Origin of the sequence: Streptomyces sp. NPDC090442 (assembly GCF_044769405.1) — a bacterium.
In the GTDB taxonomy this organism is placed as follows: Bacteria; Actinomycetota; Actinomycetes; order Streptomycetales; family Streptomycetaceae; genus Streptomyces.
In genome coordinates, this window is record NZ_JBIVXW010000080.1 from 31,740 (window position 1) to 43,913 (window position 12,174).

Below are 12,174 nucleotides of genomic sequence, written 5' to 3' on the forward strand. Positions count from 1 at the left end.
CGTCATGGCGGGTCAGTCCTCCGCCGGGAGCAGGCCGGCGCGCTTGCGCATCAACAGGGTGGTGACGGCCATCGCGAGGGCGAAGAGCACCAGGGAAAGGGCGCAGGCCGCACCGGTGTTGAAGTTCTGGAAGCCCACCGAGTAGACGAGCTGTGGCACGGTCAGGGTGGAGTGGTCCGGGTAGCCGGGCTGGATGACGCTGCCGGGGCCGATGGTGACGCCGGATGCCAGCTTCCCGGCGACCAGCGCCTGGGTGTAGTACTGCATGGTCTGCACGACGCCGGTGACCACCGCGAACAGCACGATCGGGGTGATCGACGGCCAGGTCACGTAGCGGAACCTCCCCCAGGCGCCCGCGCCGTCCAACTCGGCGGCCTCGTACTGCTCCTTGGGGACGTCCAGCAGCGCCGCCATGAAGATCACCATCAGGTCGCCGATGCCCCACAGGGACAGCAGCACCAGCGACGGCTTGGACCAGGCCGGGTCGTTGAACCACTGGGGGGCCGGGATGCCGAGCGATCCGAGGATCGCGTTGACCGGGCCGGTCGCCGGGTTGAGCAGGAAGACGAAGGCGACGGTGGCGGCCACCGGCGGTGCCAGGTATGGGAGGTAGAACGCGGTACGGAAGAATCCGGCGCCCGATTTCACCTTGGTGATCAGCAGGCCGATGCCCAGGCCGAAGCCGACCCGGAGCGCCACCATCACCACGACCAGCCAGAGCGTGTTCCACAGCGCCGGCCCGAAGAGCGGCATCTGGGTCAGGACGTAGGTCCAGTTCCGCAGGCCCACGAAGGTGGGTTGCTCGATCTGGTTGTAGTGCATGAAGGAGAAATAGACGGTGGCGATCAGCGGATAGCCGAAGAACACCGAGAATCCGACGAGCCAGGGGGAGAGGAATCCCAGGATGCGCAGGCGTTCGCGGAGGCGTTTGCGCCGCAGCGCCGGCGCGGTGGGGAGGGTGGCTGCCATGGCGGGCTCCGTCAGTTCTCGGACTGGAGGTTGTCGGCGTCTATCCGCGCGTCGAGTTGGCGCAGTCCCGCGCCGAGGTCGGGGACCTTTCCGGCCTCCTCGGCGTAGGCGAAGTCCTGGAGCGAGGTGACGTACATGTCGCCGTTGTTGGACGGGGGCAGTGCGGTGCTGTGCGGATTGCGGGCGATGCCGAGGAAGGTGCGGAACTCCGGGTCGGCGTCGAGTTTCGGGGAGGCGAGCGCGGCCTTGGTGGACGGGACGTTGTGAATGGCGTTGGCGAACGCGACGACCTGGTCGGTGTTCACGGTCAGGAATCTCACCAACTCCCAGGCCGCGTTCTGGTGTTGGCTGCTGTGCGCGATGCCGGCGATGGTGCCGGTGAGGTAGCCGCGGCCGTAGGTGTCCGCCTGGTCGTCCGGCACCGGCATCGGCGCGACGCCCCAGGCGAACGGCGCCTTGGCCTCCTTGAGGAGCAGTCCGCGCCATTCGCCGTCCATGTGCATGGCCACCTTCTGCCGCAGGAAGGCGTTCTGCGAGGACATTTCGTCGCCGAATCCGGCGCGGAACTTCTCCATTGCCGGATAGCCGCCCTGGGCGTCGATGAGGGCCCGCTGGGTGGTGAAGAAGTCCCGGGTCCTGGGGTCCTTGGCGAGCTGCGCCTTTCCGCTGTGGTCGAAGTAGGCGGGGCCCCATTGGGCGAAGAGCCGGTCCGGACTGTTCTGGTAGAGGCGGAAGTCGGGCATGAAGCCGACCTGTCGGTAGGAGCCGTTCGGGGTGCGGCGGGTGAGTTTCGCGGCGTCCCGTTTCAGCTCCGACATGGTGTGCGGCGGCCGGTCGATTCCGGCGCGTCGGAAGGCGTCCTTGTTGTAGTAGAGGCCGTAGGTGTCGGCGAGCAGGGGGAGGGCGCATTGCCGGCCGCGGTATCGGGTGTAGTCGAGCAGGGTTTTCGGGAAGACCTTCTCCTTGACCACGCCGGTCTTCTTCAGGAACGGGTCGAGGTCCGCCCACATGCCGGACGAGCAGTACTGGCCCACGTTGTTGGTGGTGAACGAGGACACCACGTCGGGTGCGTCGCTGCCACCGGCCCGCAGCGCCTGGTTCATGGTGTCGTCGGAGACGTTGCCGACGGCCTTCACGGTGATGTTGGGGTGCAGCTTCTCGAACCGCGCGATGCTGTCGTCGATCGCCTTGACCTCGCCCGGCTCGGACCAGCCGTGCCAGAAGGTGAGGGTGACGGGCTTGCCGGGGTCGTCGCGGTCGCTGCCGACGCTGGGGTGGGCGCACCCCGAGGCGAGCAGCCCGGCGGCGGTCAGCCCGACCAGCAGGCGGCGGCGCGGACCGCGGAACCGACCACGGGGACGAGGACGGGTGCGGGCGGCCGGGCGGGGGAGCGGCATGCGGACTTCCTTACGTCAAGGGTTCCTCGGGGCCCGTAGGGGCTCCCCGGCCGGGGCGTTTCGGAGGTCAGGCGGTGTCGAAGACCGCGTCGCGGGTCTCGGCGAGCGCGGTGCGCAGCGCGCCGGTGAGGATCGGGTTGCCCGCGATGTCGCTGATCCTGATCTCGGGGCGGGGCAGCGCCAGGCCGGTGAACTCCTCCTCGACCAGGGCCCGCAGCGGCTCGCCGCCGGCCTGCGGGACCTCGCCGGAGAGCACCACCAGCCGGGGGTCGACCACCGCGACCACCGCGGCCAGCCCGGTCGCCAGCCGCCGCGCCACCTCGGCCCGCACGTCCTGGCGGGCCAGCGCCTCGGCGACGGTGCGGACGTCCGACGCGCCGCGCTCGCGGGCGAGTTCGAGGACGCTGGGCGCGCCGACCAGCCGCTGGAAGCCGCCGCCGGCGTCCGGCCGGGCGGCGCTGCGGTCGCCGTCCCGGGCCAACGGCGCGCCGGGCAGCGGCATATAGCCGATCTCGCCGGCGCCCCCGGTGGCGCCGCGCAGCAGCCGGCCGTCCAGCACGATCGCGGCGCCCACGCCCTCGTCGACCCACACCAGCACGAAGTCGTCGAAGTCCTGGGCGGCGCCGTCGTGTTGCTCGGCCACCGCGGCGAGGTTCACGTCGTTCTCGATGACCAGCGGCACGCCGAGGACCTCGGCCAGTTCCTCCCGCAGCGCCCGGGACTGCCAGCCGGGCAGGTGGGGCGCGTACCGCAGCAGGCCGGTGCCGGGGTCGAGGGCGCCGGGTGTGCCGATCACCGCGCGGTGCAACTGCCCGCGTTCCAGGCCGGCCTTGGCCAGCGCGCCGTCCACGGCCCGGGCCACCAGTCGGGCGGTGAGGTCGGTGGCGTCCGCGGGGACCGCGTCGGTGTCGACCCGCGCCTCGCCGAGCACCCGCCCGGTGATGTCGGCGACGGCCGCGGTCAGGCCCTCCTGGTCGACGGCGAGCGCGGCGACGTACGCGGTGGTCGGGTTGACCTCGTAGAGCTGGGCGCTGGGGCCGGGGCGGCCGGTGACGTTCCCGGTGGTGCGGACGAGCCCCGCCGCGGTGAGTCGGCCCAGCAGTTGGGAGGCGGTGGGCTTGGACAGGCCGGTCAACTCGCCGATCTGGGTGCGGGTCAGCGGTCCCTGGGAGACCAACAGGTCCAGCGCGGCCCGGTCGTTCATGGCGCGCAGCACCCTGGGAGTGCCCGGCGTTCCCTGTCCAGCTCCGGCCATGTCGCTGCCCCACCCCGTGGTTCCGTGCGGAAACTGTCCGGAAGGTGTCTGTTAGGAAACCTTCCAATTGCTGGCAAGGAAGGTAGGCCGCCGGTCAGGGGTGCGTCAATGGTCCCCACACGGGTTTCGGTGCGGCGAGTTCACGGGGCGCGCACGGGGAGGGGCGCGTGAACTGTGCGAGGGGCGCCCGGCGTTCGGCCGGTGCGCCTCTCGGCGCCCCCTAGGGGGCCGGTCACCAGCCGTAGGCCACGGTCACCCGGACGGCGATGGCGCGGTGGGTGGGGTTGCCGCCGACGCCTCGTACGCGGAGCGGGGCCGCGGTACGCATGACAGAGGGGCATGTGAGCCGAGTCACATGCCCCTCTGTGGTGGTGCGTTACTTGTTGAGCTGCGGCGGCGGTATCGGGTTCGTCGCCAACGACTGCGGCGAGGTGGGGTTGCCCAGCGCCGAGGGGGCGGCCATCGCGGCGGACGGGTCGGCCGCCGCCTCGTCCTCCACGGGGGCCGGGCGCGGCGCCAGGTGGATGCCGGCCGCGTCCAGTGCGTGCTTGATCCGCCAGCGCAGCTCGCGCTCGACGCCGCCCGCCTTGCCCGGCATGGTCTTGGCCGAAACGCTGACCGTGACGGTGTCCACCGAGACCTCGCTCAGGCCCAACACCTCCACCGGCTCCCACAGTTGCTCGTTCCACGGCTCGGCCTTGGACATCTCCTCGCCGACCTCGGTGATCACCGAGCGGGCCCGCTCCAGGTCCTGGTCCGCGGAGACCAGGACGTCGACGTGGGCGGTGGACCAGCCCTGGCTGAGGTTGCCGATCCGCTTGACCTCGCCGTTGCGTATGTACCAGATCGCGCCGTTGGGGCCGCGCAGCTTGGTGACCCGCAGCCCGACCTCGATGACCGTGCCGGTGGCCACGCCCGCGTCGATCTCGTCGCCGACGCCGTACTGGTCCTCCAGGATCATGAAGACGCCGGAGAGGAAGTCGGTGACGAGGTTGCGGGCGCCGAAACCGATCGCGACGCCGGCGACGCCGGCACTGGCCAGCAGCGGCGCCAGGTTGATCTGGAGGACCGAGAGCACGGTCAGCGCGGCCGTGCCCATGATCACGAAGGAGGCGACGCTGCGCAGCACCGAGCCGATCGCCTCGGAGCGCTGCCGCCGCCGCTCCGCGTTGACCAGCAGCCCGCCCAGCGCGGTGCCCTGGGCGGCGGCCGCGGTGCGGTTCATCCGCTCGATGAACTTGGTGATGGTGCGGCGTATGACGTTCCGCAGGATCACCGCGATCACGATGATCAGGATGATCTGGAGTCCGGACGTGAGCCACGTCCCCCAGTTCGCCTGGACCCAGTCGGCGGCGTTGGTGGCCTTCTGGGTGGCCTCGTCGAGGGAGGTCGGACCGGTTGAGCCGGACGCGGCGGAGCGCGCCGGCGCGGCGGCGACCATCGGGGCGGACCAGTACACAGCGGAACCTTCCGTGAGGGACAGCGCACCCGGGCCGCCAGGGGGCCTGCGGGGCCGGGCAGACCTAACACACTAACGGGGCAACGCGCGCGGTCCGAGCCTGTGTTCGATCATGGGGCACCCGGGACGGTCGGAAAGTGCCGGATCTGGTGGGATCTGCGGCGCTGTGGTGGAAAACACCTCCGGCCCGTTACCCGGTCATGGTGGCGCCGTGACCAGGCACCGGGGGACACTGTGGGGAGATCGTCCCGGCGCGAGCCACGCGCCGCCGGCGTACAAGGAGGCACCCGTGCCGCATGTCCTGGTCCTCAATGCGTCGTACGAGCCGCTCGGCGTCGTACCGCTCCGCCGCGCGCTCATCCTCGTCCTCAATGAGAAGGCCGTCAGCCTTGAGGAATCCGGCGCCCTGATGCACAGCGCGACCCGTGTCATCCCCGCTCCGAGCGTGGTCCGCTTGAAGCGGTTTGTGAGAGTGCCCTTTCGGGGCCCCGTCCCGCTGACCCGCCGGGCGCTCTTCGCCCGGGACGGTGGGCGGTGCATGTACTGCGGTGGCGTCGCAACCAGCGTCGACCACGTCGTCCCGCGCAGCCGCGGTGGCCAGCACACCTGGGAGAACGTCGTCGCCGCGTGCCGGCGTTGCAACCACGTCAAGGCCGACCGCCATGTCGCCGAGATCGGCTGGCGGCTGCGCCATCAGCCCGCACCGCCGTCGGGACTGGCCTGGCGGATCATCGGCACGGGGCATAGGGATCCGCGCTGGCTGCCTTATTTGCAGCCGTACGGCGCGGATGACGCGTTGGCCCGGATCGATGCCGTATCGGCGTAGATCCGGGTTTTTGCGTCAGTGAGGCCGCGGCCCGGCCCGGGGCCCGGCGGGGCGAGCACCCGCCGGGCCCCGCGCCGTACCGCGCTCAGGACGTGGGCGTGACCGCGTACGCCTCCACCTCCCACAGCGAGTACCCGAACCGCGTCGCCCGCTTGTCGCCCTGGAACCGGACGTAGCGGACGTCCTCGGCGTCCATCCGGATCGCCTCCCGGCCGCCCTTGCCGTCGCGGACGGTGGCGGCGGTGCGCCAGGTGTGGCCGTCGGACGAGACCTGGAGGCGGTACGCGGCCGCGTAGGCGTCCTGCCAGCGCAGCACGACCAGGCCGAGCCGGGTCGGCTCGGGCAGCGTGAACTGCAGCCAGGCGTCGTCCTCGGCGGGGGAGGACCAGCGGGTCCTGGAGTCGCCGTCGGTGGCCGCGGACGCCGGGAAGTCGTCCGTCTCGTCGCCGGAGGAGGTGGTCGGTGCGCCGCGCGCCAGGTCCGGGCCACCGGTGGGCGGGAAGACCCGCACGGTCACCTGCTGTTCCTGGCCGGCGAAGGCGACCGCAACCCGGTACGTCCCGGAGGGGGTGTCCTTGGGGACGTCGACGGTGAGCGGGACGAGGGCCGTGCCGCCCCGGGGGGCGGTCGGTTCGCCGGGCGCGTGCACGGTGATCCCCTTGGGCGCGGTGACCTTCAGCGGGCCGTGCACCGCGCCGGGACGGCGTGAGGAGATCCGCGCCTGGATCTCCGTGCGGCCGCCGGTCTGGGCGTCGAGCGCGGTGCGGGACAGCTCCAGGCCGGCCTGCGGGGTGTCGTCGAACCAGGGGACGAGCGCCCGCACGGCGGGCGGCGCGGCGTCGCCGTCCCAGGCCACCCGCACCGCATCGGCGCGCAGCCCGGCCGTGCGGGCCTCCGTCCAGCCGGTCGCGGACAGCGCCCCCAGGCGCTGCCAGCCGGCCCCCGGCACGTGCGCCTCCAGGGACACCGCGCCGCTGGCCGGCCCCGGCTCGGTGAGCGCGGTGACCGCCGTCAACGGGCGGACCCGGGTGAAGGGCACGGTCAGCGACGTCCGGCCGTCGCCGCGGTCCGGCTTCGGGGCGCCGCCGCGGGCCCCCGTCCAGGCGTCGGCCTCGGTCATCGCCCGGTCCAGGAACGGCGCCAGCACGCCCTTGCCGACCGTCACCGGGCTGCCGTCGATCTGGCCGCGCAGCCGCCGCACCGCGCGCTGCGCCGCCCAGGCCGCGTCCCCGTCGTCCCGCGCCTGCGCCAGCAGGGTGTCCACGGCCTGCGCGCCGGCGTCCCCGAAGCGGGCCAACTGCTCGGCCCACGGCCCCACTTCGTCCCGCAGGTCGGCGGTCAGCCCCTGGGGCGCGGTGGTCATGGCGCGGAAGGCGGCCCGCAGCGCGGCGCCCGCCTTGGCGAACTCCGGGTCGTCGCCGGGCCGTCCGCCGTTGACGGCCGCCTCGCGGGCCTTCCAGAAGCGTTCGACGAGCGGGCGGAGGTACCCCGACTCGGTGCGGTTGATCATTGACGACGAGGCGTTGCCGGCCAGCGCCCGCAGCGCCGTACGGGCCTTGGCGTCGCCGCCCGCGAGGTCGTCGATGGCCGCCTCCCAGGACTGCGCGGGGCGGTAGTCGCGCGGGTTCCAGGCGTAGTCGGCGGCGGTGAACAGCGGGATCCGGGAGGCCAGCGGCTGCTCCATGGCGTTGGCGAGCAGCGCCGCCGAGCCGGTGGCGACGGCCGGTTCGCGGCCCATGTAGGGGCCGAGGAAGATCCGGTCCTGGGCGAAGTCGTTGACCGGGTAGTTGTCCAGGGTGACCAGCGGGTGGCGGAACGCCTGGCGGGCGGCGGACAGTTCGCCGCCGGTGATGGTCCGCGGCACCACCCCGACGCCGGTCCAGGCCACCTCCACCCGGTCGTCGAGCGCCGCGGCCAGCGCGCTGCGGTAGGCGGTCGCGCCGTCCTGGTAGAACTCGGTCGGCATCAGGGACAGCGGCGCCGCGCCCGGGTGGCGCTCGGCGAGGTGCTGGGACAGCGCGTTGGCGACCCCGGCCTGGGCCTTGGCGGCGGCCTGCGGGCCGGAGCCGAAGGTCTCCCCGTCGGCGGCGCAGTGCCATTCGCTGTAGCTGACGTCCTGGAACTGGAGCTGGAAGGAGCGCACCCCCAGCGCCCACATGGCGTCCACCTTGCGGCGCAGCGCCCGCAGGTCGTCCTGCGAGGACAGGCACATCGACTGCCCCGGCGCCACCGCCCAGCCGAGGGTGACGTGGTTGGCGCGGGCCCGCTCGGCCAACGCCCGGAAGTCGGCGCGCTGTTCGGCCGGGTACGGGTCGCGCCAACGGGCCTGCCGGTAGGGGTCGTCCCCGGGGGAGTAGAGGTACTGGTTCTGCTTGGTGCGGCCCATGAAGTCGAGCTGGGCCAGCCGTTGCGCACGGGTCCACGGCTGCCCGTAGAAGCCCTCGGCGGTGCCGCGGACCCCGGTGGCCGGCCAGTCCCGCACGCTCACCGAGGCCAACTGCCGCCCGCCGTCCGGCCCGTCGGTGACGAGCTGGCGCAGGGTCTGCGCGGCGTGGAAGAGGCCGTCGGGCCCGACGCCGTCCAGCGCGACGGTGTCCCGGCCGGCGACCTGGCCCACGGCCAGCCGGTAGCCGCCCGACGGCAGGTCCCCGCGGGCCGGCGCCCGCAGCGCCCGCAACGCGTCCTCCGCGGGCCCGCCGACCAGCAACACCGGCCCGCCCGCCGGCACCTGGTCACCGGGCGCGACCTGTCGCACGGTGCGCACCCCGGCGTCCCGCAGCAGCCCGCGCAGCACGTCCAGGGCGTACGGGTCGGCGTCCGGCGCGGCCACCAGCACCGCCGTCGGGCCGAGCGGGACCGCCGCGCCGAGCCGCTGGATCGTCTGCGGGCGCGGCCAGACCGCGGGCGGCGCCCCGGTGTCGGTGGGGCGGCCCGGCTGGTCGGGGGTGCCGGCGACGGAGTCGGCCGGCGCCGCCTGCGCGGCCGGCGCCCCGCCGAGCAGTCCCGTGATGACCGCTGCCGCCAGCGCGGTGGTTCCCGCCACCCGCGCCCGGCCGCCGCCCCTGCCGCCCCATACGCCCCGGACTCGCACGGTCGCTCCTCGTGTCCCCGTCATCTCGCGCCCCCCGGCTCCCGCCGGTTCCCCCTGTGCTCCCTGCCGGCCGTCGCGACGCGCCCGCGCGCCCGTCCGGCGGGAGCCGCGGGCGGGCGTGGTGGTCGTGGTGCGCGCGGTGTGGATCCGGGGGCCCGAAGCACCCTGCCGGACCGTTTCGGACAGACCTTCGGCAGCGAGCCCACCATTGCGGCGGCGAGGGTGTCAACCGGGCCTCCGGCCCACCCCGGGCCGGCCACCGATTCGCCCTATTCCTCCCCCGGTCGCGGCACATTCATGACACGCCCCTCCCGCAGAAATTACGCCGCGACCCGCCTCCTCCGACGTTCTGTGCGCCGCACCGCGCCCTCCACCGTCAAATCGCCCGCCGAGGTTCTACTGTGACGTGAGTCACGTTTACTGGGTAGAGACGTCTGCGCCCGCCGGGACGGGGTAGGGCCAGACGTGTCCCATTACCGATGAACGGGAGGCCCCTCGTGGCCGCATCCGCTCAGTTGCTCCTCGACGCGCTCGTGTCCCCCAAACTCTCCGCCTCGTTCGAGCCGGGGGGACCCCCGATGCCCAGCACGGAACCCGACCCCTACGAAGGCGTCTCCGGCCCCGACTCCGGCCTGGGGGGCTCCGGTTCGTGTCGTTTCGCCGAACCGCCGCTGACCAGCGAACCCCCGCTCGCCGAGAGCGCCCCGCTCACCAGCGAGGTCCCCATCACCGCCGAACTCCCGCTGACCAGCGAGCCGACGGCCGCCGGTCTGGGCACGGAGTCGATGGAGGTCTGAGCAGCCATGGGCCGCGCCCGGCTCGCCCGGCTCCACGGCATTGCCCCGTCCTACGAGCCCGCACCGGGCCGCACCGTCCACGTCACCGAGGACACCGTCGTCGCCGTGCTCGCCGCGCTGGGCGTCGACGCCTCCACCCCGCAGGCCGTCAGCGAGTCCCTGGCCGCTCATGCGGAGACCGCCGGCCGCGCCCTGCTGCCGCCCACAGTCACCGCCCGCGCCGGCCGCCCGCCGCGCCTGCCGGAGCTCCCCGAGGGCACGACCCTGCGCGTGCGCACCGAGGACGGCGCGCTCCTCGGCGCGGAAGTACGGGACGGCACCCAGGGCCCGGCGGCGCTGGCCGCGCTCCCCCTGGGCGTCCACGACCTCCGGGCCGACGCCCCCGACGGCCGCACCGCCCGCGCCCGGCTGATCGTCGCCCCCGGCGCGGTGCCCGCCCCGCCCGACCGCAGCCACGGCTTCCTCGTCCAGCTCTACTCCCTGCTCTCCCGCCGCTCTTGGGGCATGGGCGACCTCGGGGACCTCGCCGACCTCGCCGCCTGGTCCGGCCGCACCCTGGGCACCGGATTCGTCCAACTCAACCCGCTGCACGCGGCGGTGCCCGGCCGGCCCACCGACCCGTCCCCCTACCGCCCCTCCTCGCGGCGCTTCCCCGACCCGGTCCACCTCCGCATCGAGCAACTCCCCGAGTACGCCCACCTCTCCGACCCCGCCCGCGCCCGCATCGACGAACTCACCTCCCGTGCGGGGGAGTTGCGCGACGACGTCCTGCTGCGCGGCGGACTGATCGACCGGGACGCGGTCTGGGCCCTCAAGCGCGAGGCCCTGGAACTCCTCTGCGCCGTCCCGCTCAGCCCCGGCCGCCGCGCCGCCTACTGCGACTTCCTCGCCGAACAGGGCCGGGCCCTGGACGACCACGCCACCTGGTGCGCGCTCGCCGAGCGGCACGGCACCGACTGGCGCGGCTGGCCCGGCGGCCTGCGCGACCCCCGCTCACCGGAGACCGCCCGGATCCGCCACCGGCTGCTGGACCGCATCGACTTCCACTCCCGGCTCGCCTGGTTCACCGACCAGCAACTCGCCGCCGCCCAACGGGCCGCCCGCGAGGCCGGCATGCCCATCGGGCTGGTCCACGACCTCGCCGTCGGCGTCCACCCCTCCGGCGCGGACACCTGGGCCCAGCAGGACGCCTTCGCCGCCGGCATGTCCATCGGCGCCCCGCCGGACGCCTTCAACCCCCGCGGCCAGGACTGGGGCCTGCCGCCCTGGCGCCCCGACGCCCTGGCCGCCACCGGCTACGCCCCCTACCGCGAGCTGCTGCGCGGCCTCCTCCGGCACGCCGGCGCGCTCCGCATCGACCACGTGATGGGCCACTTCCGCCTCTGGTGGGTCCCCGAGGGGCGCCCGCCGACCGACGGCGCCTACGTCCGCTACGACGGCGAGGCGATGCTCTCGGTGCTCGCCCTGGAGGCCCACCGGGCGGGCGCCGCGGTGATCGGCGAGGACCTCGGCACGGTCGAACCGGGTGTCCGCGAGGCCCTCGCGGAACGGGGCGTCCTCGGCACGTCCGTCCTCTGGTTCGAACGCGACTACGGCCCCCGCGAGCCCGAGGACGCCGACGGTGCCCCGTCCCCGGCCGCCGACGCGGCCCGCATCCTCGCCCCCGGCGAGTGGCGCGCCGCCTGCCTGGCCACCGTCACCACGCACGACCTGCCGCCCACCGCGGCCCGGCTCACCGGTGAGGACGTCGCCCTGCGCGCCCGCCTCGGCCTGCTCGCCGCCCCCGAGGAACGGGAACGGTCCCGGGCCTCCTACGAACTCCGCGAGTGGCTCGCCGCCCTCACCCGCCACGGCCTGCTGCCGGAGGGCGCCGGCGACGAGGAGGCGGTGGTCAAGGCCGTCCACCGCTTCCTGCTGCGCACCCCGGCCCGCATGGTCGGCGTCTGGCTCCCCGACGCGGTGGGCGACCGCCGCCCCCAGAACCTCCCCGGCACCACGGGCACCCAGTACCCGAACTGGCGCCTCCCGATAGCCGGCCCGGACGGCCACCCGATGACCCTGGAGGCCGTCACGTCGTCGGGGCGCCTGCGCGCGCTTCTGCGGGAGCTTGGGCCGCCCACGTTGTCGGCGCCCCCGCCGTAGGGGTTGCTGTCTTTGCGCCTTGCGCCTTGCGCCTTGCGCCTTGCGGCGCCGGTCCGCTGCCCTTCCGCTGCCCTTCCGCTGCGCGGGACGGGTCGAGTTGTCCGCTGCCGGTCCGCTGCGCGGGGCGGGTCGAGTTGTCCGCTGCGCGGTGCTGTTGGGGTGCGGTGACGGGTCTCCGGGGGTGGTAGGCCAGACGTAAAGCGCAGCAGTCTGGCCTACCACCCCCGGAGACCCGTCA

At 74.0% G+C, this 12,174-nt stretch carries 8 protein-coding genes; 3 read left to right on the plus strand and 5 right to left on the minus strand.

All coding sequences use genetic code 11. From position 1 onward, the window contains the following. Positions 1-12 precede the first annotated feature (12 nt). The 4 genes from ACIQU6_RS37245 to ACIQU6_RS37260 form a co-directional block, all read right to left on the minus strand. The gene (locus ACIQU6_RS37245) at positions 13-969 is read right to left on the minus strand and encodes a carbohydrate ABC transporter permease (protein ID WP_403486164.1); all 957 of its coding nucleotides are present in this window, start codon (positions 967-969) and stop codon (positions 13-15) included. Between the two features lie 11 nt (positions 970-980). Further along, entirely contained in the window at positions 981-2,366 is a 1,386-nt protein-coding gene (locus ACIQU6_RS37250; protein ID WP_403486165.1) for an extracellular solute-binding protein, read from the minus strand. A 67-nt stretch (positions 2,367-2,433) separates the two neighbouring features. Next, entirely contained in the window at positions 2,434-3,570 is a 1,137-nt protein-coding gene (locus ACIQU6_RS37255) for an ROK family transcriptional regulator (protein ID WP_403486166.1), read from the minus strand. 427 nt (positions 3,571-3,997) lie between these two features. After that, the gene (locus ACIQU6_RS37260) at positions 3,998-5,062 is read right to left on the minus strand and encodes a mechanosensitive ion channel family protein (protein ID WP_403486171.1); all 1,065 of its coding nucleotides are present in this window, start codon (positions 5,060-5,062) and stop codon (positions 3,998-4,000) included. Positions 5,063-5,369: 307 nt separating this feature from the next. On the opposite strand from ACIQU6_RS37260, the gene ACIQU6_RS37265 reads away from it, so the two are divergent. After that, a complete protein-coding gene (locus tag ACIQU6_RS37265) occupies positions 5,370-5,906 on the plus strand; it encodes an HNH endonuclease (protein ID WP_274915681.1) in 537 nt (178 codons plus the stop codon). Positions 5,907-5,991: 85 nt separating this feature from the next. Here the strand turns inward: ACIQU6_RS37265 and ACIQU6_RS37270 are convergent, their stop codons facing one another. Then, the gene (locus tag ACIQU6_RS37270; protein WP_403486172.1) at positions 5,992-8,949 is read right to left on the minus strand and encodes a beta-N-acetylglucosaminidase domain-containing protein; all 2,958 of its coding nucleotides are present in this window, start codon (positions 8,947-8,949) and stop codon (positions 5,992-5,994) included. A 545-nt stretch (positions 8,950-9,494) separates the two neighbouring features. Between ACIQU6_RS37270 and ACIQU6_RS37275 the strand changes: the two genes are divergently transcribed. Beyond that, entirely contained in the window at positions 9,495-9,794 is a 300-nt protein-coding gene (locus tag ACIQU6_RS37275) for a hypothetical protein (RefSeq protein WP_403486167.1), read from the plus strand. A gap of 6 nt (positions 9,795-9,800) precedes the next feature. Further along, positions 9,801-11,936 (plus strand): 4-alpha-glucanotransferase, encoded by a 2,136-nt coding sequence (malQ, locus tag ACIQU6_RS37280; protein ID WP_403486168.1) that lies wholly within the window; start codon positions 9,801-9,803, stop codon positions 11,934-11,936. Positions 11,937-12,174 lie beyond the last annotated feature (238 nt).